We start from the raw sequence: 20,642 nt of genomic DNA on the forward strand, positions 1-20,642 counted from the left end.
GGGGGTCTTTGCTACTCGATCTGCGCCCCGCTGGCTGCCACGACAGGCGCCCAGCGGTCCAGTTCCTCGCGCATGAAGCGTCCCAGCGCTTCCGGCGTGGAGGCGACCACCTCCGCGCTCAACCCGGCGAGCTGTTCCTGCAGGCCGGGGGCGCGGATCGCGGCGACGGCAGCCTCGTTCAGCGCCCGGATGGCCTCGGACGGGGTTCCCGCGGGGGCAAGCAGCGCGTTCCAGGTCGCCGCGATGAAGTCGGACAGGCCGGCCTCCGGCGCGCTCGGCACGTCCGGCAGGGCCGGCAGGCGGGTGGGGGAGGCGACGAGCAGCGGCCGCACGCTGCCGGCGCGTATCTGCGAGATCACGCCGGGCAGCGTGTCGAACACCGCGTCGATCCGGCCGGCGACGAGGTCCTGCATCGCCGGCGCCGCGCCGCGATAGGGGATGTGGACGGCCTGCCCACCGGATTGCCGCGCGAACATCTCTCCCATCAGGTGGCCGATGCCGCCGACGCCCTGCGATCCGTAGGTGACCGTGCCTGGCCGGGCCTGAAGGGCCGCCGTCAACTCGCCCGCAGTGCGATAGGGCCGGTCCGTGCCTACCACCGCCACGCCTGGCACGGTGACGAGAAGGGAGACGGGCGAGAAGTCGCGGATCGGGTCGAAGGGAAGGTTGCGGTACAGCGCGGGGTTGATGGCGTGGGTCGAGACCGTCGCCATCAGGATCGTGTACCCGTCCGGTCGCGCCTTCGCCACGAGGTCCGAGCCGACGCTGCCGCCCGCCCCGGCGCGGTTGTCCACCACGACCGGCTGGCCGAGCCGCTCGCCCATACGGGCGGCGACGAGCCGCGCAACGATATCCGTGCCGCCACCCGCAGCGAAGGGGACGACGAGCCGCACCGGGCGGTCCGGGAACTCGGCCCGGGCCATGGGCGGGAAGGACAAGCCGAGCGCAGCGACGCAGGCGAGCAGCAGGGAGGCGCGGCGGGAGCGCTTCATGGTCGTGAAATCCTCCGAACACCCTTGACGGGAATCTGGTTGACAATATCAACTTTATGCCTGCCTTGCCAGTGGTCATCCCTGGATAAGGGCCGGCGGTCCGGGACGGCTTAGGGCCCCAACCCCGCCCAGCATCGGAGGTGTGCATGTTCTGGACGATGGAGCGGGGCGAGGTGCCCGGCCGGGGCTGGACGCGCCGTGGCCTAGCGGGGCTCCTCAGTGCCGCGGCCGCCTCCCCGCGCCCCGCATCGGCGCAGTCCGCCGTGCTGCGAATCGGCATGAAGTCGCAGCCGACCTCGCTCGACCCGCAGTTCGACGCCATCACCTCCAACAGCTCGGTCATCTGCCAGATCTGCGAGCCGCTCGTGGATTGGGACAACAGCTACAACCTGCGTCCCCTGCTCGCGACCCGCTGGACGATCCGGGATCCGCTGAACTGGGAGATCGAGCTGCGGCCGGACGTGCTCTTCTCCGACGGCAAGCCCTTCACGGCCGAGGACGTGATCTTCACTCTGGACCGGCTGAAGAAGGTGCGGAACGGGGCCTCGACTTTCCGCATGTACGGCGCGCTGATCGGGAACGCGCGGGCGGACGGCCCGCACAGGCTGCTCGTCACCACGTTGCAGCCCCACCCGCTGCTCATGTCCGACCTGGCGCAGCTTCCGATCCTGTCCAGGGCGGCTGCCTCGGGCGAGGCGCCGGAGGGGCGCACCACGGCGGAGATGAACACGGGCACCGGGCTCATCGGGACGGGACCTTACCGCTTCATCTCTTGGAACCGCGGGGCCGAGATCACGCTCGAGCGGAACGAGCGCTACCGGGGCCCGGCGCCCGCCTTCGGCCGGGCCATCCTGCGGCCGATCACCGACAGCGGCGCCCGCGTAGCGGCGCTGCTCTCGGGCGACGTGGACCTCATCGAGGACCCGCCGACCGACAATGTCGAGGCGATGGGGCGCGACACGCGCCTCACCATGGTCGAGACACTTTCAAACCGCCTCATGTTCCTCAGCCTCGACGTCAGCGGCGAACCATCGCCCGGCATCGGCCGAACGGATGGGCGCAACCCGCTGAAGGACGTGCGCGTCCGCCAGGCCCTGTCCCTGGCGCTCGACCGCGAGGCGCTGGTGGCGCGGGTAATGAGCGGCGTCGCGAAGCCGGCGGGCGACTTCCTGCCCAGGCCCATCGCTGGCACCCTGCCGGACCGGGAGCGCCCGCCGCGGGCGGACCCCGCCCGTGCCCGCGCCCTGCTGGCCGAGGCGGGCTGGGGGGAGGGCTTCGACCTGACCCTGGTAAGCCCGATCGGACGCTACGTGAACGATGTCCGGCTCGCCCAGGCCATCGCCGGCTTCTGGACCCGCATCGGCATCCGGACCGCTGTCGAGAGCGCGCCGCCGGCCACCTTCTTCACCAATGCCCGCAACCGCCGCTACAGCGCCTGGCTCGTCGGCTGGACGAACGGCTCCGGCGAGACCTCGCAGACGCTGCGCCCCATCCTCGGCACGCGCGGCGTGGGGGAGGGATGGGGCGGCGCCAACAACAACGGCTATTCCAGCCCCGAGATGGACCGGGCCCTGCAGCTGGCCATGCTCGCCTTCGGCCCGGCGGAGCGGCGCGCCCTGCTGGAGCGCGCGGGGCGGATCGCGCTGGACGACCACTCCATCCTGCCCGTCCTTTTCGAGGTATCGACCTGGGCCATGCGCCGCGGCCTCGCCTTCGAGGGGCGCGTGGACCAGCGGACCATGGCGTCGCTCTGCCGCCCCGCCACCTGACCCGGAGATCCGCACCATGCCGCAATCCGTGCTCGACACCCTCAAGACCTACGAGCCCGAGCTTATCGCCATCCGCCAGGACATCCACCGGCACCCCGAGACCTGCTACGAGGAGGTCCGGACCGCCGCCCTCGTCGCGGGCAAGCTACGGGAATGGGGCATTGAGGTGCACGAGGGCATCGCGAAGACCGGGGTCGTCGGCGTGCTGAAGGGCCGCCGCCCGGGCCGGCGCGCGATCGGCCTGCGCGCCGACATGGACGCGCTGAACATCCTGGAGGCCACCGGCGCTCCCTGGAGCTCCACCATCCCCGGCAAGATGCACGGTTGCGGCCACGACGGCCACACCGCCATGCTGCTCGGCGCCGCGCGCTATCTGGCGGAGAACCCGGACTTCGCCGGCACGGTGAACTTCATTTTTCAGCCGGCCGAGGAGGGCGGCGGCGGCGGCCGGATGATGGTGGAGGAGGGGCTGTTCGAGCGCTTCCCCTGCGACGCAGTCTACGGGCTGCACAACGATCCCGCCCGGCCGGCGGGCGTCTTCTCCGGCCGGATCGGCACCATGACGGCGGCGGCGGCGCGCTGGCAGGTCACCTTCCGCGGCACGGGCGGGCACGGCGGCGCCGCCCCACACCTGGCGACCGACTGCACGCTGCCGATGGCGGCCTTCATCACCAACATGCAGAGCATCGTCAGCCGCAGCATGCCCCCGTTCGAGACAGTGGTGATCAGCGTCGGCCACGCCAGCACCGGCCAGAAGGATTCGCCGAGCGTCATCCCGGCGGAGGCGGTGATCTACGGCGTCGCGCGCACGCTGAAGGACGCGCTGCACGACGTGATCGAGCGGCGGATGCGGGAGCTGGCCACATCGCTGGCGGCGGCGCACGGGTGCGAAGCCGAGCTGGCCTATCGCCGCACCTATCCGCCGGTGGAGAACGCCGCGGAACCCTTCGCCGTCGGCGTCGCGGCCGCGCGCGCCGTCGCCGGCGCGGACAGCTTCCTGGAGATGGAGCGTGCGACGACGGGGGCGGAGGACTTCAGCTTTCTCGCGCGCGAGCGTCCGGGCGCCTTCCTGCGCATCGGCAACGGGGCTCCGGGCGAGAAGGGCGGGCACCCCGTGCACACGCCGCTTTACGACTTCAATGACAAGATTTTGACGGTCGGCGCCGCCTGGTGGGTCGAGGTTGTCGGCCAGGAGCTGCAGCTCGGGGCATGAGCGCGGCTCTGCGCCGGCCCGGGACCGGGTCCGACGGGGCTGGCGTCCCGTCCTCACGCAGTCAGAACAGGGAAGCGGTTCGTGCTTGAGACATTGAAGGTACAGAAGCAGGAGGGGCTGCTCGGCCTGCTGGAGCTCTACGCGGCGGACACTCGGCCCGGTAAGATCGACCTGGGAATCGGGGTCTACCGCGACGAGACCGGGGCCACGCCCGTGCTCGCCTCCGTGAAGGAGGCGGAGCGGCTGATCTGGGAACGGCAGGGCAGCAAGAGCTACCAGGGGCTGGAGGGGGACCGCGACTTCCTGACGGCCTTCGGGGCCCTGCTGTTCGGCGAGGCTGCGGGCGATATGGCACGGCTGCAGACGATCGGCGGGTCCGGAGCGCTCCGCCTGGCCTGCGACCTGTTGCACGACGCGGGGGCACGGCGGATCTGGGTGGGGCTGCCGACCTGGCCGAACCACCAGGCCATCATCCGCGCAGGCCGGCTGAAGGTGGTGGAGTACCCTTACGTCGACATGGAAACGGGCCGCGTGGATTTTGACCGCGTGCGCGCCACCCTGGGCGGCATGGAGGCGGGTGACGTGGTGCTGCTGCACGGCTGCTGCCATAATCCCACGGGCGCGGGGCTGAGCCGTGCGCAGTGGCGGGAAATCGCAGGCATCCTCGCGGAACGTCGGGCGGTGCCGCTGATCGACCTCGCCTATCTCGGCTTCGGCGAGAGGGTGGAAGGGGACCTGGACGGGGTCCGCGCGGTGCTCGACGTGGTGCCGGAGGCGTTCGTCGCCGCTTCCTGCTCCAAGTGCTTCGCCCTCTATCGCGACCGCATCGGGGCACTCTTCGTGAAGACCGCGCCGGCGCAGAGGGAGATGGTGCAGTCCGGGCTGGAGTCGCTCGCGCGCACCGCCTACTCCATGCCCGCAGCGCACGGCGCGGCGATCGTCGCCACCATCCTTGGCGACGCAGCATTGCGGGAGCGCTGGCTGGGGGAGCTGGACGGCATGCGCCGCCGCATCGCCGGGCTGCGCGCCGCGCTTGCATCCCGGCTGGCGCCGGTGCTGCCCGGCACGGCGGCCGTTGCCGAGCAGGAGGGGATGTTCAGCACCCTGCCCGTGACGAGGGACGAGGTCGCGCGGCTGCGCGAGGCGCACGCCGTCTACATGGCCGACACCGGGCGCATCAACATCGCCGGCCTGCAGCTGGCCGACGTGCCGCGCTTCGCCGATGCTATCGCCGCGGTGCGGCGTGGCTAGCGCCGGCCGCGCGGGTGTGCCCGCCGGCCGGAGCGACCGTGATCCCAGCTACATCCTTCGACGGAGATCCGCCCCATGGCCGCCTACCCGAACGTTCAGCTCCACATCGACGGCGAGTGGCGCGACGCGCGCTCCGGCAAGGTGCTGGAGATCATCAACCCGGCCACCGAGGAGGTGATCGGCACCGTCGCCCATGCCGAGAAACCCGACCTCGACGAGGCACTCGCCGCTGCGGAGCGCGGCTTCGCCGTGTGGCGCAAGACCTCCGTCTTCGAGCGCTACAAGCTGCTCCGCAAGGCCGCCGATATCCTTCGCGGCCGCGCGGATGACATCGCCGCCATCCTGACTGCCGAGCAGGGCAAGCCGCTGCCCGAGGCGAAGATGGAGGTGCTGGCCGCTGGTGACATCATCGACTGGATGGCCGAGGAAGGCCGCCGCGCCTACGGCCGCGTCATCCCCGCCCGCGTCGAGGGCGTGTACCAGCTGGTGATGAAGGAACCGGTTGGGCCCGTGGCCGCCTTCACGCCGTGGAACTTCCCGATCAATCAGGTCGTCCGCAAGCTCTCGGCCGCGCTCGCCACCGGCAACTCGATCATCGTCAAGGCGCCGGAGGAGACGCCGGCCTCACCGGCCGAGCTGATCCGTGCTTTCATCGACGCGGGCATCCCAAAGGGGGTGATCGGGCTGGTGTACGGCGTGCCGGCGGAGATCTCCTCCTACCTCGTCCCGCACCCGGTGATCCGCAAGATCACCTTCACCGGCTCTACCCCGGTTGGCAAGATGCTCGCGGGCCTCGCCGGCCAGCACATGAAGCGGGCGACGATGGAACTCGGCGGCCACGCGCCCGCGATCGTCTTCGACGACACCGACGTGGAGAAGGCGGCGCGCATCTTGGCGGCGACGAAGTTCCGCAACGCAGGCCAGGTCTGCGCGTCCCCGACCCGCTTCCTCATCCAGGAGCGCAGCTTCGACGAGTTCCTGGAAACCTTCACCAGCTACGCGAAGTCCATCAAGGTCGGCAACGGCATGGATGAGGGGACCACCATGGGGCCGCTTGCCAACGATCGGCGCGTGCCGACGATCGAGGCGCTGGTGCAGGACGCCGTGGGCCGCGGCGCGAGGTTGCACACCGGCGGCAACCGCATTGGCAACAAGGGCTACTTCTACGAGCCGACTGTCGTGACGGACGTGCCGCTCGATGCGCGCGCGATGAACGAGGAGCCTTTCGGTCCGCTCGCGCTGATCAATCGCTTCTCAGACTTCGACGAGGTGGTGGAGGAGAGCAACCGGCTTCCCTACGGCCTCGCCGCCTATGCCTTCACCGGCTCGGCCACCACGGCCCAGGCCCTCGGCGCGCGGGTCGAGACGGGGATGATGACGATCAACCACGTCGGCATCGCGCTTCCCGAGGTTCCCTTCGGCGGCGTCAAAGACAGCGGCTATGGCTCTGAGGGCGGCTCCGAGGCCCTGGAAGCCTACCTCGTTACCAAGTTCATCACCCAGGCCCCCTTCTGAACCTACCACCCCCGAGGAGCGGAGGAGACCTCCTCTCATGCGGAAAGCCCCGAGAACCGCCGCGGCGGTGCTGCTCGGCGGCGCCCTGGCCACCGGGGCGGCGCTCGCCCAGCCCGCGGCGGACACGGTGACCGCCATCCGGGCGCGCGGCGCGGTCGCCTGCGCTGTGGCGCCGGCCACCGCCGGCTTTGCCCTGCCGGACGCCCGCGGCGTCGATGCCGGGCTGGACGTGCACAAGTGCCGCGCCGTCGCCGCCGCGATCCTCGGCGACGCCCGCGAGGTCCGCTATGTGCCCGCCACGCCGCGGCAGCGCGTCAGCCTGCTCCAGTCCGGGAAGGTGGACCTGCTGGCGCGCAACACCACCTGAATGCTGGGACGGAAGGTGACGCTCGGCCTCGTCCTCACCGGCGTGAACTTCTACGATGGCCAAGACTTCATGGTGCGGACCGACTCCGGCGTGAAGTCTGTGCCCGAGCTGAACGGCGCGACCATCTGCATGCCCCCGGGCACGACGACCGAGTTGAACGCGGCGGAGTACTTCCGCACCCGCAACCCGTGCTTCACGCTGCTGCGACGCCTACTCCACGGACACCTCCTTCCGCTCTAGCCAGGGACCAAACGCGGCAGGCTACATGCTGCAGCCAGAGATCATCTTAAAGGAACCGCTCGGGCCGATGTTCCGCAAGGGCGACTGGCGCTTCTTTGACATCATTCGCTGGTCGCTCTTCGCCATGATCTCGGCGGAAGAACTCGGCATCGCTAGCGCCAACCTGGCCCAGATAGAATCGAGCCAGAACCCGGAGGTGCAGAGTTTCCTGGGCCGCACCGGCGATCTCGGACGTCAGATGGGCGTCAACAACGACTGGACCGCGCAGATCGTGCGGCAGGTGAGCAATCTCGGCGAGAGATGAAACCGCAATATCGCCCCGCTCGGTGTGCCCGGCGGCATCAACGACCTTGGGCCCGCGGCGGGCTGCAATACGCGCCGCCGATGCGCTAGCGGGGTTCCGGTTGGGAAGGGCCGGGCGGGATCGCCGTGCGGCCCTTTCTCTGTCTCCTACTCCGGCTGGTAACGCGCCCGCTGGAGGATTTCGGTGTTGCGGCGGACATCTGCCTCGATGAAGGCAGCAAATTCCGCCGGGGTCTCGGTTACTGGCTCGTTGCCAAGCGCTGTCAGCCGCTCCACCACGCTCGGATCCCGCATGCCGGCGTTCAGCGCCTCGTTTACACGCTGGACGATCTCCGCCGGTAGACCCCGCGGCCCCCACACCCCGTACCAGGAGGCGAATTCAAGCCCCGGCATGCCGCTTTCCGCGGCGGTCGGGATCTCGGGCGCAATCGGGCTGCGCTGGGCGCTCGTCACGGCCAGGGCCTTGAGGCGGCCGTCGCGCACATGCGGCAGGGCGGCGCTCATGGGGTCGATCATGAGCTGGATCTGGCCGGCGATGAGGTCGGTCAGAGCCGGGCCGGAGCCGCGATAGGGCACGATCAGAAGCTCCTGGCCGACCTGCCGGTTGAAGTCGAGCACGGCCAGGTGGTTGGCAGCCCCGAAGGCCGAGAGGCCGAAGGAGAAGCTCGAGGGCCGTGCCCGGATGGCCGGCAGCAGCTCCGCGATGGTCGTTCCGGGAACCGAGGGATGGGCCAGGACGAGCAGCGGGCCCTGGCCTAGCCGGGCGATCGGCGTAAAGTCGCCCAGAGGGTCGTATGGCACGTTCCGGAGCACCTGACGTCCCATGACGTGCACGCTCGGCGCGGCCAACAAGGTGTAGCCGTCGGGCGTAGCCGCTCGGACAGCCTCCGCTCCGACGGTCCCGCTCGCGCCCGAGCGGTTCTCTACAACCGCGTTCACACCCAGCCGCTCACTGAGTTTCTGGGCTGCAAGGCGCCCCATGATGTCGGCCGGTCCCCCGGGGGGGTAGGGAACGACGACCCGGATCGTGCGCTGCGGCCAGGGAGTCGTCGCCTGGGCTGAAAGCGGCATGATTATTCCAAGGGTCAGCGCTAGGCGGCGCATCATTGTCCGTCTGGACGTTACCATTGCTTCCTCGCTTCTCTCACCTGCCGGACTGCGAAGCAGGTTTTGCTGGCCCACCCTTGCGGGCGTCTCGGAAAAGCACAGCTACGCGGCCAATTCGCTTGTTCGCAGGGTGCGGTCTGTCCGTTACACGGACAGCGTTCCGAAGCACACAAGAAGCCAAATTGTGGATGCAGTCAACCTTCAAGAGTGGTGGCAGCTGAACCTCGGCGCCGGAGCAGCAGTTAGCCGTTGGCACGTAGGCCGTGCCGGACCTCAGCATCTCCGGTGAGGCTTGCCTCCATTGAGAGCAGAAAGTCGCAATGATTAGATCAAGAACAAGTCGGCCCTGCCCGCGGACAGCCGCGCGGCAGGGCCAAACAAACAAGGCGCGGCATCTACGGCTGCCGCAATTCCCTAAGAAAGGGCGCGCTGCCAGAGATTACTGCGAGACAGTTTCGACGACCTGCTCCGCGTGGCAAAGCTCCTCCTCGCCCTCCATGGAAGGGTCACTCGGGGAGGAGATGTAGCGGACCATGACCCACATGCCGTCGTCCATGTTCTCCACCACCTCGCATACGCTGCCATTCTTGAGGCGGATAGTGTCGCCCGGCTTTAGGTCGAAGATGTTTACCATGTTGGTCGCCCTTTATCGCCGGTCCGCTCAGAAGAAGACTGTCAGGTTCTTCGCGAGCAGGACGTTCTGGTCGAGGATAATCTCTCGCTTCGCAACCTGCCAGCTATCCCCATGCCGGCGGAGCACGTCAGTGCGCTTCCCGACGAGGGTATAGGTCTCGTACTCGACCCGGTTCTGGTAGACTAGGAAACGGCTCTTCACCGTCACTTCCTTTGCCTCCTCGGGGGAAGGATCAACCTGGAGAAGCTGGACGTTTGTGACCATGTGGCAGACGCGCGACAACGGCTCCTCGGCATAGTGTACGCCGGTCAGGATCTGCTCCACTCGCTTGGTCAGCGTCCACTTATCCTCATCGAACCAGCTGATGCCCGAGCCGAGCTTTGTGTTCTCTCGCTCGGCGTGCTGGCCGAACTTCACGTTACGGCGCATCGGCATGAAGTAGACAATGTCGTCCGCGAGGAGATCCAGCCACTCCTCGAAGCGCCGCTCGTCCAGCAACTCAACCTCGGCGTAGAGGAACTCCTCTACTTCCTGCTTCAGCTCATACCAAGCCAGGCTCCGCTTGGATCGGCTCGTCCTGTGCGGAAGAACTGCGGCCACTTGGTCGACGGCGGCCTTTACAACCTCGCTCATGCGTTTCCGCTCCCTTGCTTCATGCGCCCTGATTCTGAGGGATGGGCCCGCCCTGATGGGCAAAGCAGCCCACGTCGATGATGGTGCCCGAGATCACGGTCGCGTCCTCCGACAAGAGAAAGGCGACGGCGCGGGCGAGGTCTTCACCAGTCGCGACCCTCCCGGCGGCCGTGCCCGGCGCGCCGCGGCCGAACTTACTCTCGTCGCCCCGCACGCGCCCCAGGCTCATCCCGCTGACAATCCCGCCGCCGCCCGGAATCACGGTGTTTACCCGGACCTTTTCGTGGAAGTGATCGTAGGCCAGTGCCATGGTAAGAGTGTGGACCGCGCCCTTGCTAGCGGCGTAGGCTGCCATATTGGGCTTGCCGTAGCCGGCGCCGGAGCCGACGTTCACTATAGATCCGCCGCCTTGCCGAATCATGTGCGGCAGCACTGCACGCGCGCAGAGGTACGGCCCCTTCACGTTCACCGCCATGATGCGGTCCCACAGGGCCTCGTCCGTGTCCAGCACGGTGCCCAGGGGGCCGATAGCGGCGTTGTTCACCAGTGCGTCGATCCGGCCGAAGCGTTGCAGCGCCACGTCCACGACCCGCTGCACCTCCTCCGCCTGCGTGACGTCGGCCTCAAGCACCTCAGCGTCGAGGCCGCGTTCCGCCAGCTCCGCCCGGAGGCCGGGGATGGCGTTCTCCGCCACGCTGGAGACCTGCCGGGCCTCCACACCGAAGGCCACCACCTTGTGCCCGCGCTTGGCGAGTTCGAGGGTGATGGACCGGCCGATTCCGAAAGTCCCGCCGGTCACGATGACAACCATGACGGCGCCTACTCGGCTGCGACAGCGTGCTGGGTGCCGTCGCGGCCCAGGATGATGTCCCAGTCGCTGTCGTTCAGGTAGCGGCTCCAGGCCCGGTAATAGCCGCGCGCCATCTCCTCAGTCATCTGCGTGCTGACGTTACCGGGCACGAGGTCGTTCATCTTCGAGGCATTCATGGATTGCTGGTAGTTGAAGGGGTACCGCCGGGCGATTGTGCCCATGCTGGCCCGCGTCGCGTACAGCCAGTTCTCCATGTCATCCTGCTCGGTCATGCCGGCCGGGCCGGAGTAGCGCATGTAGTAGTGGCGCAGGTACTCCTTCACCTGGGCCGGCGCGTCGGCGTCGACCAGGAAGAAGCGCCAAGCCTCCGTCTCGGTGGGGCTGTGCGGGTGCCAGGCGCAGAGGCCGCGCGGTTGGCGGCCGTGGTAGGAGGTATTTGGAAAGATTGTGCCCGTGAAGGGAAGAAGGCGGGCCTGCTCGCCAAGGCGGCGCTTCCGCTCCTCGAAGCAGTGGCGGAAGTACTCCTCGATCTCAGGGTCGCTGAGGAAGGAATTCACGTACTCGTTCTGCTCGGGCGCGATGGCGCTGTGAACGCCGTGGCCCTGAAAGAAGCTGACCCAGATGTGCTTAGCCTTTGCCAGCTCGTCGTCGCGCCGGCCCTTCACGCCGGCGGCCGCGCTCGGCCCGATGCCGATTAGGTCCACCGAACGATGGCTGGGGTTGTGGTAAGTGTCGCCGAGGAAGTTCTCTGCGGCGAGCTTCCAGTTCGCGGGGATGATCCACTTGTGGACGCCGATCACCTCGGAACCGCCTTCGCGACCGTCGCGGCAGTCCAGCGCCTGGTCGAGGTGCTGCTTGGCATCGCCGAGATACTCGAAGAAGTCGGGCGCCTGCGCGTCCCAGGAGGCCCAGATGGTGCCCTTGTACTTCACCAGCCGCGGCACCTCGATCAGCGAGTGCTCGGACCGGTCCAGCACGCCATCGTAGAGAGACTTGTAGAGCGGGACGCCCTGCAGCTTGCCATCCGTGGCGTAGGTCCAGCTGTGATAGGGGCAGGTGAAGAGAGAGGTGTTGCCCTGCTCGTAGCGGCACACCTTCATGCCGCGATGACGGCAGGAGTTCAGGAAGACGTGCACCTCGCCCTTCTTGTCGCGGCAGAGGATGACGGACTCCTCGCCCATTCGCGAAGTAAAGAAATCGCCGGGGTTCGGGATCTGGCTCTCGTGCCCGACGAAGAGCCAAGCCCGGGTGAAGAGCTTCTCCAGCTCGAGCTGATAGACTCTCGGATCCACGAAGATGTCGCGGCTAATGAAGCCGCGGTTCGTGTCGACCCACTGGTTGGAGGCGGCGTCGCTCATCCTGTCTCTCCCTATTATCGGCGGGGCCTCGCTCGAGGCCGGTCTTCCGGAGGTCCCGCGGCGCCGATGTCCGTTTCTCGCTCTTCAGGCACCGGCATGTCCGCTGGATGGACATTGTTCTCGATAAAATGGAGTACGCCAGTTCAGACGCGGAAGTCAAGCGATCCGCGCCTGGCAGGACCTTCCCGTTCAGCGCTCCGTGACGAGGAACTTCTCCTGGAACTCGCCACGCGACACCTTCACGGGAATGCCCTCCCGCACGTTCACCGCGTCCGGGCCGAGCATCTCGGACCCCGACTTGCAGTCGGGCGCGGCGAGGGCGTCTAGCTGCTCGGCATAGGCCCGTGCCTGATCGGGCGTCAGATACCACTCGAGCGGCGCGTCTTCCGAAAGGCGGCGCATCCCGACCTGCTTGGCCACGGGGCGGATCACAATCCGCGTGCCCGCGTCCGGCGTGGCGAAATCCAGTTCCTCGAAGGGCTTGTCGGCTGGCGAGGCGGCGAAGAAGCGCAGCGTCGCGCCAAGTTGGCGGAGATCCTCGGCGTCACCGAGCATAAGAACCATCGGGTTGTAGTCACTAGGAAGAAAGCTGTAGCGGAGCATGGGATCCTCACTGACTTGTCCGGCGGGGCGGCATGGCGGCTCCGCCTGCGATGTTCATGCGTCGACGTTCCGCTCACGGTGGGGGCGGACGCGGTCCTCGTCACGCCGGCCGTCAGGATGGGCAACGATTCGTCCGGCATGCAGTTCCGCCAGTGCCGGGCTGCCCAGCAGGGCGAGGTTGCGCTCAACCTCGGCCCGCAGCAGCGCGGCCATCCGCCGCACTCCCGCCTCGCCCGCCACCGCCGCCGCGAACAGCATGGGGCGGCCGACCAGAACCATGCGCGCCCCGAGGGCGAGGGCCTTCAGCACGTCGGTCCCGCGCCGCACGCCGCCGTCGAGTAGCACGGGCATGCCGCCGGCCGCCGCCACCACCGCCGGCAGGATCCGGATCGGCGCCACGGCGTGGTCGAGCTGCCGGCCGCCATGGTTGGAGACGATGACCGCGTCCACCCCGGCTTCCCGCGCCCGGCGCGTGTCGCGCGCCGAGAGCACGCCTTTGAGCACGAGCTGCCCTCCCCACCGCTCCCGGATCCAGCCCAGGTCGGCCCAGGACAGGGCCGCGCGGGCGAGGCGGGAGGACGGGTCAGGCGGCGCGATGATCGGGCCTCCGCGCTCGGCGCCGAAGTTCTCGAAGCGCGGTAGGCCGCCCGCGAGGACCGTGCGCGCCATCATGGCGAGCCAGCGCGGCCGCACTAGCCCGTCCGCCACGAGGCGCGCCGTAGGGCGCACGGGCATGGTAAAGTCCCGGCGCAGGCAGTCCTCCCGGTTCGGTGCGACGGGCACATCCGCCGTGACGACGAGCACCTCGATCCCCGCCCGCTCCACGCGGTCTAGCAGCTTCCCGATGGCGGCGCGGTTGGCCGGCAGGTAGGCCTGGTACCAGCTGCCGGGTGCTGCGCGCGCAACCGCCTCCATCGGCGCGCAGGAGGCGCCGCTGAGCACGAAGGGTATTCCCTCGGCCGCGGCCGCGCGGGCGAGCAGCAAGTCCGCCTCGCGCGCGCAGAGGGCGGCCGCCCCCATCGGGGCGATGCCGAAAGGCGAGGCGTAGGCCTGCCCGAACAGCTCCACAGATTGCCGCGTCGCCGAGACGTCCACCAGCACGCGCGTCTCGAAGGACAACTCCTCGAAGGCAGCTCGGTTAGCGCGGAAGGCTGCGCCGGTCTCGGCCCAGCCGGCTACGTAGTCGAAGACCCCGCGCGGCAGGCGCCGACGCGCCGCCCGTTCCGCGTCGTCCAGTGAGAGCAGGTGGCGCGGATTCATCCGCTCCGCCCGCTCTTCGGCAGGGTGGCCGGCATAGACACTATCGGTCCAGTTGAAGGTTGGCTGCCTTTGCCACGCCGCGCCAGAACTTGATCTCGCGGCCGATGGTGGCGCGGTAGTCCTCGGGGGTCGAGTGGGCCGCGTCCAGCACGAGCGTCGCCAGCCGCTCCTTCACGTCCGGCATTCGCAGAACCTCGGCCGTGGCGGCGTTCAGCCGCGCGATCACCTCCGGCGGCGTGCGGGCGGGGGCGAGGAGGCCGGTCCACAGCACCGCCTCCACGTCGGGCAGGCCCAGTTCCTTCATCGTCGGCACGTCGGGCAGGGCGGCCACGCGCGTGGGCGAGGTGACGGCCAGGGCCCGGATTTGACCGCCCGCGATCCCGCCCATGGCCGGCGCGGGGTCGATCAGGCTCATCGTCACTTCGTTCCGCGCGAGAGCGGTGACGCAGTCCGAGGAGCCGCGATAGGAAATGACTTGAAAGCGGGTGCCGGCGCGCTGGTTGAACAGCTCCGCCGCCAGCTGGAAGCTCGTCGCCGAGATGCCGTAGTTCACGCTGGAGGGGTTGGCCTTCGCGTAGGCGATAAGGTCGGCCAGCGTGCGGTGGGGCGAGTTCGCCGGGACGAGCATCACCAACGGGAAGGTGACGAGATTGGTGACCGGCGCGAAGTCGGTCAGGGAATCATAACTCAGCCGCGCGGTGGTGGCGGGGTTGAACACGATCGGGCCGCTGGCGCCGATAAGAAGGGTGTAGCCGTCCGGCCGCGAGCGCGCCGCCGCCTCGGTACCGACGATGGCCTGGGCGCCGGGCCGGTTCTCTACGATGAAGGGCTGGTTCAGCGCCTCGCCCAGCTTCTGCGCCAGGATGCGGCCGACGAGGTCGTTCGTGCCGCCTGGGGAATAGGGAACGATGACCCGCACGGGACGGTCCGGGTACCCGCCACCCGGGGCGGAGCCCTGGGCCCGCGCGGATAACGGCATCAGAGCCGCGCCCGCCATGCCGCCCATGAGATAACGCCGTGCCAGTGTCATGCCGTTCCTGTCCCTTTTCTGGGCAGCGCCCCCATGTGGGCTCTGCGGACCACTTGTCGCCGTCCTTGGGCGGCAAGCTATGGGAATCCGTTGACATCGTCAACGGAATTGCGGAGATCTCGCTTTCTCATTTATGTTGAGGTCGCATGCCGAAAGATGCGTTGGTCAGCTTGACCGCCCGCTAGCGCGGCACGAAACTGTGCCGAAATTCGAGAACAATGGCCGCGGTGCGGACGCTATAGCCGCGGTGAAACGGCATGGCAGGGGCCAGTGAGGATGGGCGGCGCAGGAGACGGCATCCCACCTGCCAGCCCGTCATCGCGGGAATCCGCAGGTGCCCGCCACATCCGGCAAGAGGAGGAAGCGCCCCCGATGCGCGTCACCATCTGGTCCCTTCCGGGCGGCGCTCGCGCGCTGCGCCTCTCTGCCGCAGAAGCCGAGGGCTGGTCCCTGGGGGACGCCGGTGCGGAGGAGGTTCTGGACGCCGCGATGCTGACCCGCCCGGCGCTGTCCCTGGCGCTGGATCCCGCTGTGCCAGTCTCCCCGAGTGGCGGCCTGCTGGCGACGGCGGCGCTGGATCTCGCGGCGCGGGAGCGCAAGATTCCGGCCGCCCTCCTGCTCGGCGCCGCGCAGCCGGCTCAGATCGAAGCCGCCTCGGCGGAGGCGCCGGCCGCCCCGCGCGAGGCCGCCGCGCTGCGGGCCGCGCTGCTGGACCCGGCCACCCTCATCCTCTCGGCCGAGCCGGGCTCGCTCGGCCCCTCCGGCTTGCGTCGCCTCGCCGCCGCTGCGCGGGTTTTCAACGTGGAGGTGGCGCTGCGCCCCGCGAGCAATCATGTTTTCACGGCGGCGATGCTGCTGCACCTGCGCGCCACGCATCCCTGGCTCGGCCGCACGCCGCCGGACGGGACCGGCCTCCTCGCCGCGCCGCCGGGGCCCGGTTTCGGCCCGCCGCCGGACCCCGCCGCGCTGGACGCCTTGGCGCTGGGACGGGCGGAGTGCGGCGCGTGAGCGCGCCGTCCTTGGTCCGCTCGGTCCGGCTGCGCCGTGTTCGGCTGCAACTCGGCATGGTTTACGTCTCCTCCATGTACGTCATGGCGACGACGGAGCGAACGGTGATCGAGGTCACGCTCGCCGACGGCACGGTGGGGCTGGGCGAGACGCTCGGGTATCCCGACTGCCATGCAGCTACGCTCCGCCTCGCGCCCTCGCTGATCGGGCGGGACGCGATGGACCGCGCCGGCTTCCGGCGGAGCTTCTCCCGCTCGGTCTTTGATAACCGGCAGGGCCGGATTGGCTGGTCGGCCTTTGCCGGGCTGGAACTCGCGCTGTGGGACGCGGCGGGCAAGCGGCTGGGCCTGACGCTGCGGGCGATGATGGGGGCGCCAGGGCCGGTTCCGCCGGTGTCACTCTGCTGTCCGCTGCCGGCCGTGGCGCTGGCGCAGCCCGCCAGCCGCGCGGAGATCGCCGCGGAGTACTGCGACCTCGGACGCACGACGGCGCTGGGGGAACTGGCGGCGGGGCTGGCGGCGCGGCACGGCTTCCGTGCCTTCAAGTACAAGTCGGCGGCGGCGAACCCGGACTGGGACGTGGCCGCAATGGGCGCCCTGCGCGGCGCGCTGGGGCCGGAGGCAGCGATCCGTATCGACCCCAATGCCGGTTACCCCACGGCTGCTGCCGTGCGCCTGGCGGAGCGGCTGCGCCCGCACGCGCCGGAATGGTTGGAGGACCCCTGCGACGACCGGGAGGGGCTGATGCGCCTGCGCGGCGCGACCGGCATGACGGTGGCCACCAACATGGCGGTAATCCAGCCTGACCACATCCCCGCCGCCCTGCGGCACCCCGCGGCCGATGTCTTGCTCGCCGACATCTTCATGTGGGGCGGAATCGAGGGCTGGCGCGACATGGCAACGACCGCCGGGCTGTTCGGCGTCGAGGTAGCGCTGCACTCCCTGTTCGAGACGGGGATCGCCACGGCCGCGAACCTGCACCTGGCCGCCGCCCATCCGGCGGTGCGGCGCGCGACCGATTGCGGCGCGGCCTGGCTGTCCTCGGACGTGGTGACGGGCCTCGGTCCGATCAGGGACGGGACGATGGCGGTGCCGGAGGAGCCGGGTCTCGGCGTCGCGCTCGACGAGGCGGCCATGGCGGCTGCCACGGTGGACGACCGGGTGATCAATTGAAACGCCGCACCGGCAGAGGCGGAGGGGAGGAAACATGGCGTCCGACATCATCGGGGAGCTGACGGCCGCGCTCGGCACCGGGCTGGTTGAGACCGGCGAGGCGATCGATCCGCGCCACCTGCGCGACTGGAAGCTCGCCGCCGCGTCGGGGCAGGGGCCGCTCGCCCTGGTGCGCCCGCGCCGGACGGAAGAGGTGGCGGCCACCCTGCGGGCCTGCGCGGCGCACGGCGTGCCCGTGGTGCCGCAGGGCGGCCTGACCGGCCTCGCCGGCGGCGCCACGCCCGTGCCCGGCTGCGTGGCACTGTCGCTGGAGAAGATGCGCGCGGTCGAGGAGGTCGATCCCGACGCGGCGACGATCACGGTCCAGGCCGGCGTGACGCTCCAGGCGGTGCAGGAGGCGGCGGAGGCCGCCGGGATGCTCTTTCCGCTCGACATCGCCGGGCGCGGCTCCTGCCTCATCGGCGGCAACATCTCCACCAATGCGGGCGGCAACCGCGTGCTGCGATACGGCATGACGCGGGAGCTGGTGCTCGGGCTGGAGGTGGTGCTCGCCGACGGCACCGTGCTGTCGATGATGAACCGGATGCTGAAGAACAACGCGGGCTATGACCTGAAGCAGGCCTTCATCGGCGCCGAGGGCACGCTCGGCGTGGTCACCCGTGCCGTGCTGCGCCTCTTCCCGCAACCCACCAGCGTCTGCACTGCCTTTCTCGCAATTGAGGGCTACGACGGCGTGCTCGAGATGCTGCGGCGCGCCCGCGCCGCCCTCGGCGGGACCCTCGCCGCCTTCGAGGTGATGTGGCCGAATTTCTACCGCGTCGCGACCGAGGGGCTGGGGCACCGCCCGCCCGTCGTGCCGGGCCACGGCGCCTACCTGCTGCTGGAGGCGATGGGCACCGACCAGGAGCGGGACCGGGAGGCCTTCGCAGCCCTCGTCGAGGGCGCTCTGGAGGGGGGCGTGGTCGCGGATGCGGTCCTGGCCCAGTCGGTGCGGGAGAGCCGGAACCTCTGGGCCGTCCGCGACGCCTCGGGCGAGTTCAACAAGGCGTTCTGGCCCTATGTAAGCCACGACGTCAGCATCCCCACCCGGCGGATCGGTACCTTCGTGGAGGACTGCACCGCGCGGCTGCGCAGGACATGGCCGGAGGTTCGCACGGTGGTCTGGGGCCATGTCGCCGATAGCAACATTCACTTCGGCGTGCAGACGGACGGGCGGCCCCTGCCGGAGCATCGCATCTCCGCCGAGGTCTATGCCTGCGTGCGCGACTACGGCGGCTCGATCTCGGCCGAGCACGGCATCGGGCTGCTGAAGAAGCCCTTCCTCGACCATTCCCGCAACGCGTCGGAGATCGAGGTGATGCGCCGCATCCGGGCGGCGCTGGACCCAGCCGGCATCCTCAACCCGGGCAAGGTCTTCTGAGCAACCTTCGCGGCCCGTTCGTTGACAAAGTCCACGGATAGCTTCTAGGTTTTCTGAAAAGGTAGTCCGACTGGCGGACATGAGCATGCCGGCAACAGCGGAGGAACGGTTCGGATGGATCACGAGGACGCTGGCAAGCCCGCCCTGACAACAGCCCCAATGGCCGCCGAGGTCTTCCTAGCCGCGCTGGCCGAGCACGGGGTGGACAAGTTCTTCCTCAATCCCGGCACCGATTTCCCGCCGATCGTCGAGGCGTACTGCGCCGCCGGCCGCCGCAACCCGCGCCTGCCAGACCCGGTGCTGGTGACGCACGAGAACACCGCCGTGACGATGGCGCACGGGTACTTTCTGGCAACCGGGCGGGCGCAGGCGGTCATGGTGCATGTCAGCGTCGGCACCGCGAACACGATCAACGCCGTCGCCGACGCCAGCCGCGACAACGTGCCGGTGCTGCTCTGCGCCGGCCGCTCGCCCGTCACAGAGGTCGGCGCGGTCGGCACGCGCAACCGGCCGATCCACTGGGCGCAGGAGATGTTTGACCAGGCCGGCATGCTGCGCGAGTGGGTGAAGTGGGACTACGAGCTGCGCGATCCCTCCCAGGTGGCCGACGCGGTGGACCGCGCCTTCGAGGTGATGGACGCCGCGCCCCGCCGCCCCGTCTACCTCACCCTGCCGCGGGAGCCACTGGCGGCGCGGGTGGCGGAGGGCATCGCCGTGAACGCCCGCCGTTCCCCGCCGCGCCCGCCGCATCCCGATCCGGAGGACATCGAGACGCTGGCCGGATGGCTCGCCGGGGCGTCGCGCCCGCTGATCGTGACGGCCGGCACCGGCCGCACGGCCGAGGACGTCGCCGCCCTGGCCGCCTTCGCCGAGCGCTTCGCCGTGCCGGTGATCACCTACAACCCCCGCCAGCTCTGCCTGCCGACCGACCATCCGATGCATGCGGGCTTCGACCCCGCCGCGCTGGTTCCGAAGGCCGACCTGATCTTCGCGATCGAATCCGACGTCCCCTGGCTTCCCAGCCTCGTGCGGCCGGCCGCGGACGCCCGGATCGCGCATGTCGGGGAGGATCCGGCCTGGCAGCGCTACCCCATGCGGAGCTTCCCGGGCGACCTCTCGGTGACGGCCGGCGCGACGGTCACGTTGCAGCGCCTGCACCGCGCCGCGGAGGGGCGGATCACCGAGAGTGCGTTGGCGGGCCGCCGCGCCGCGCTGGCCGAGGCCCGGGCCGCGCGCCTGGCCGCGGCCGCGGCGAAGGCGCGGCCGAACGGCAGCGTCATCACACCGGAGTATCTCAGCCACGCGATCGGCGAGGCGCTGCCGGACGCGACGATCGTCAACGAGTACCCGCTGCGGCTGGATCACTGCCCGCGGACGCGGCCGGGCAGCTACTTCCAGCTCGGCCCGGCTGGCGGCCTCGGGTGGAGCCTCGGCGCTGCCCTCGGGATCAAGCTCGCTGATCCCGGGCGGCTCGTCGTCTGCACCATTGGGGACGGCGCTTATATGTTCGCCAACCCCTCCGCGAGTCACTGGACCGCGCAGGTCCACAGCCTGCCCGTGATCACGATCGTCTTCAACAACGAGCGCTACGGCGCCGTGCGCGGGGCGACGATGTCGATGTACGCCAAGGGTGCGGCCGGCGTGGAGGACGGCCAGTTCCTCGCCGACCTCGCATCCGGCACGCGCTGGGACAAGGTGGTGGAAGCCCATGGCGGCTACGGGGAGCGGGTGGAGGACGCGGCGGACCTTCCCGCCGCCCTGGCCCGCGCTCGGCGTGCGGTGGAGGAGGGGCGGCAGGCCCTGCTCGACGTGGTCTGCCCGTACTGAGGGTCGGGCGCCGGGCGTTTATCGTTGACTATATCAACCAATAGCGCGCATATGGTGCTCACGGTCGCCACGGACAGAGGAGGCGTTGACATGCGGTGCCGTCGTTCGGCCGCAAGCAGGGGAGATGTC

At 69.6% G+C, this 20,642-nt stretch carries 20 protein-coding genes; 11 read left to right on the forward strand and 9 right to left on the reverse strand.

The genetic code is table 11. The annotated features are described in order from the left end of the window. Positions 1 to 11: 11 nt before the first annotated feature. Positions 12 to 992, reverse strand: a complete 981-nt coding sequence (locus tag ACO1BU_RS20705; protein WP_424137867.1) for a Bug family tripartite tricarboxylate transporter substrate binding protein — start codon at positions 990 to 992, stop codon at positions 12 to 14. A 146-nt stretch (positions 993 to 1,138) separates the two neighbouring features. Between ACO1BU_RS20705 and ACO1BU_RS20710 the strand changes: the two genes are divergently transcribed. The 7 genes from ACO1BU_RS20710 to ACO1BU_RS20740 all read left to right on the forward strand — a co-directional run bounded on the left by ACO1BU_RS20710 (position 1,139) and on the right by ACO1BU_RS20740 (position 7,651). Then, positions 1,139 to 2,761, forward strand: coding sequence for an ABC transporter substrate-binding protein (locus tag ACO1BU_RS20710; protein WP_424137868.1), 1,623 nt, complete (start codon positions 1,139 to 1,141; stop codon positions 2,759 to 2,761). Positions 2,762 to 2,777: 16 nt separating this feature from the next. Beyond that, on the forward strand, positions 2,778 to 3,974 hold the full coding sequence (locus ACO1BU_RS20715; RefSeq protein WP_424137869.1) for an amidohydrolase: 1,197 nt from the start codon (positions 2,778 to 2,780) through the stop codon (positions 3,972 to 3,974). 81 nt (positions 3,975 to 4,055) lie between these two features. Further along, positions 4,056 to 5,225, forward strand: a complete 1,170-nt coding sequence (locus tag ACO1BU_RS20720) for an aromatic amino acid transaminase (RefSeq protein ID WP_424137870.1) — start codon at positions 4,056 to 4,058, stop codon at positions 5,223 to 5,225. 75 nt (positions 5,226 to 5,300) lie between these two features. Beyond that, a complete protein-coding gene (locus ACO1BU_RS20725; protein WP_424137871.1) occupies positions 5,301 to 6,740 on the forward strand; it encodes an NAD-dependent succinate-semialdehyde dehydrogenase in 1,440 nt (479 codons plus the stop codon). 37 nt (positions 6,741 to 6,777) lie between these two features. Then, complete coding sequence (locus tag ACO1BU_RS20730; RefSeq protein ID WP_424137872.1) at positions 6,778 to 7,107, forward strand: type 2 periplasmic-binding domain-containing protein; 330 nt, start codon at positions 6,778 to 6,780, stop codon at positions 7,105 to 7,107. After that, entirely contained in the window at positions 7,108 to 7,347 is a 240-nt protein-coding gene (locus tag ACO1BU_RS20735; RefSeq protein WP_424137873.1) for a type 2 periplasmic-binding domain-containing protein, read from the forward strand. Positions 7,348 to 7,372: 25 nt separating this feature from the next. Beyond that, positions 7,373 to 7,651 carry a hypothetical protein gene (locus ACO1BU_RS20740; protein WP_424137874.1) on the forward strand — a complete coding sequence of 93 codons (279 nt, stop codon included), beginning with the start codon at positions 7,373 to 7,375 and terminating at the stop codon, positions 7,649 to 7,651. Between the two features lie 146 nt (positions 7,652 to 7,797). On the opposite strand, the gene ACO1BU_RS20745 is transcribed toward ACO1BU_RS20740, so the two are convergent. From ACO1BU_RS20745 to ACO1BU_RS20780, 8 genes are all read right to left on the reverse strand, one after another. Then, positions 7,798 to 8,721, reverse strand: a complete 924-nt coding sequence (locus tag ACO1BU_RS20745) for a Bug family tripartite tricarboxylate transporter substrate binding protein (protein ID WP_424137875.1) — start codon at positions 8,719 to 8,721, stop codon at positions 7,798 to 7,800. A gap of 475 nt (positions 8,722 to 9,196) precedes the next feature. Then, entirely contained in the window at positions 9,197 to 9,391 is a 195-nt protein-coding gene (locus tag ACO1BU_RS20750; RefSeq protein ID WP_424137876.1) for a hypothetical protein, read from the reverse strand. Positions 9,392 to 9,418: 27 nt separating this feature from the next. After that, positions 9,419 to 10,024 (reverse strand): 3-phenylpropionate/cinnamic acid dioxygenase subunit beta, encoded by a 606-nt coding sequence (locus ACO1BU_RS20755; RefSeq protein ID WP_424137877.1) that lies wholly within the window; start codon positions 10,022 to 10,024, stop codon positions 9,419 to 9,421. Positions 10,025 to 10,043: 19 nt separating this feature from the next. After that, the gene (locus tag ACO1BU_RS20760; RefSeq protein ID WP_424137878.1) at positions 10,044 to 10,835 is read right to left on the reverse strand and encodes an SDR family NAD(P)-dependent oxidoreductase; all 792 of its coding nucleotides are present in this window, start codon (positions 10,833 to 10,835) and stop codon (positions 10,044 to 10,046) included. Between the two features lie 8 nt (positions 10,836 to 10,843). Then, positions 10,844 to 12,193 (reverse strand): aromatic ring-hydroxylating oxygenase subunit alpha, encoded by a 1,350-nt coding sequence (locus tag ACO1BU_RS20765; protein WP_424137879.1) that lies wholly within the window; start codon positions 12,191 to 12,193, stop codon positions 10,844 to 10,846. A 189-nt stretch (positions 12,194 to 12,382) separates the two neighbouring features. After that, a complete protein-coding gene (locus ACO1BU_RS20770; RefSeq protein WP_424137880.1) occupies positions 12,383 to 12,796 on the reverse strand; it encodes a hypothetical protein in 414 nt (137 codons plus the stop codon). 54 nt (positions 12,797 to 12,850) lie between these two features. Continuing rightward, positions 12,851 to 14,056 (reverse strand): alpha-hydroxy acid oxidase, encoded by a 1,206-nt coding sequence (locus ACO1BU_RS20775; protein WP_424137881.1) that lies wholly within the window; start codon positions 14,054 to 14,056, stop codon positions 12,851 to 12,853. A 40-nt stretch (positions 14,057 to 14,096) separates the two neighbouring features. Next, on the reverse strand, positions 14,097 to 15,086 hold the full coding sequence (locus tag ACO1BU_RS20780; protein ID WP_424137882.1) for a Bug family tripartite tricarboxylate transporter substrate binding protein: 990 nt from the start codon (positions 15,084 to 15,086) through the stop codon (positions 14,097 to 14,099). Between the two features lie 372 nt (positions 15,087 to 15,458). Here ACO1BU_RS20780 and ACO1BU_RS20785 point away from each other — a divergent pair, with 372 nt between their 5' ends. From ACO1BU_RS20785 to ACO1BU_RS20800, 4 genes are all read left to right on the forward strand, one after another. Continuing rightward, the gene (locus tag ACO1BU_RS20785) at positions 15,459 to 16,094 is read left to right on the forward strand and encodes a hypothetical protein (RefSeq protein WP_424137883.1); all 636 of its coding nucleotides are present in this window, start codon (positions 15,459 to 15,461) and stop codon (positions 16,092 to 16,094) included. Beyond that, positions 16,091 to 17,266, forward strand: coding sequence for a mandelate racemase/muconate lactonizing enzyme family protein (locus ACO1BU_RS20790; RefSeq protein WP_424137884.1), 1,176 nt, complete (start codon positions 16,091 to 16,093; stop codon positions 17,264 to 17,266). Before ACO1BU_RS20785 ends, ACO1BU_RS20790 begins: the two co-directional genes overlap by 4 nt. 34 nt (positions 17,267 to 17,300) lie before the next feature. Further along, positions 17,301 to 18,686, forward strand: a complete 1,386-nt coding sequence (locus tag ACO1BU_RS20795; RefSeq protein ID WP_424137885.1) for an FAD-binding oxidoreductase — start codon at positions 17,301 to 17,303, stop codon at positions 18,684 to 18,686. Positions 18,687 to 18,800: 114 nt separating this feature from the next. After that, on the forward strand, positions 18,801 to 20,513 hold the full coding sequence (locus ACO1BU_RS20800) for a thiamine pyrophosphate-requiring protein (protein WP_424137886.1): 1,713 nt from the start codon (positions 18,801 to 18,803) through the stop codon (positions 20,511 to 20,513). Positions 20,514 to 20,642: the final 129 nt, after the last annotated feature.

Source organism: Roseomonas chloroacetimidivorans, assembly GCF_049629625.1.
GTDB lineage: Bacteria > Pseudomonadota > Alphaproteobacteria > Acetobacterales > Acetobacteraceae > Roseomonas > Roseomonas chloroacetimidivorans.

Excerpts from the sequence above, each read along its gene's own strand:
- ACO1BU_RS20705 (WP_424137867.1), bottom strand. The coding sequence starts at position 992 with ATGAAGCGCTCCCGCCGCGCCTCCCTGCTGCTCGCCTGCGTCGCTGCG.
- ACO1BU_RS20710 (WP_424137868.1), top strand. The coding sequence starts at position 1,139 with ATGTTCTGGACGATGGAGCGGGGCGAGGTGCCCGGCCGGGGCTGGACG.
- ACO1BU_RS20715 (WP_424137869.1), top strand. The coding sequence starts at position 2,778 with ATGCCGCAATCCGTGCTCGACACCCTCAAGACCTACGAGCCCGAGCTT.
- ACO1BU_RS20725 (WP_424137871.1), top strand. The coding sequence starts at position 5,301 with ATGGCCGCCTACCCGAACGTTCAGCTCCACATCGACGGCGAGTGGCGC.
- ACO1BU_RS20730 (WP_424137872.1), top strand. The coding sequence starts at position 6,778 with ATGCGGAAAGCCCCGAGAACCGCCGCGGCGGTGCTGCTCGGCGGCGCC.
- ACO1BU_RS20735 (WP_424137873.1), top strand. The coding sequence starts at position 7,108 with ATGCTGGGACGGAAGGTGACGCTCGGCCTCGTCCTCACCGGCGTGAAC.
- ACO1BU_RS20740 (WP_424137874.1), top strand. The coding sequence starts at position 7,373 with ATGCTGCAGCCAGAGATCATCTTAAAGGAACCGCTCGGGCCGATGTTC.
- ACO1BU_RS20745 (WP_424137875.1), bottom strand. The coding sequence starts at position 8,721 with ATGCCGCTTTCAGCCCAGGCGACGACTCCCTGGCCGCAGCGCACGATC.
- ACO1BU_RS20750 (WP_424137876.1), bottom strand. The coding sequence starts at position 9,391 with ATGGTAAACATCTTCGACCTAAAGCCGGGCGACACTATCCGCCTCAAG.
- ACO1BU_RS20755 (WP_424137877.1), bottom strand. The coding sequence starts at position 10,024 with ATGAGCGAGGTTGTAAAGGCCGCCGTCGACCAAGTGGCCGCAGTTCTT.
- ACO1BU_RS20760 (WP_424137878.1), bottom strand. The coding sequence starts at position 10,835 with ATGGTTGTCATCGTGACCGGCGGGACTTTCGGAATCGGCCGGTCCATC.
- ACO1BU_RS20765 (WP_424137879.1), bottom strand. The coding sequence starts at position 12,193 with ATGAGCGACGCCGCCTCCAACCAGTGGGTCGACACGAACCGCGGCTTC.
- ACO1BU_RS20770 (WP_424137880.1), bottom strand. The coding sequence starts at position 12,796 with ATGCTCCGCTACAGCTTTCTTCCTAGTGACTACAACCCGATGGTTCTT.
- ACO1BU_RS20775 (WP_424137881.1), bottom strand. The coding sequence starts at position 14,056 with ATGAATCCGCGCCACCTGCTCTCACTGGACGACGCGGAACGGGCGGCG.
- ACO1BU_RS20780 (WP_424137882.1), bottom strand. The coding sequence starts at position 15,086 with ATGACACTGGCACGGCGTTATCTCATGGGCGGCATGGCGGGCGCGGCT.
- ACO1BU_RS20785 (WP_424137883.1), top strand. The coding sequence starts at position 15,459 with ATGCGCGTCACCATCTGGTCCCTTCCGGGCGGCGCTCGCGCGCTGCGC.
- ACO1BU_RS20795 (WP_424137885.1), top strand. The coding sequence starts at position 17,301 with ATGGCGTCCGACATCATCGGGGAGCTGACGGCCGCGCTCGGCACCGGG.
- ACO1BU_RS20800 (WP_424137886.1), top strand. The coding sequence starts at position 18,801 with ATGGATCACGAGGACGCTGGCAAGCCCGCCCTGACAACAGCCCCAATG.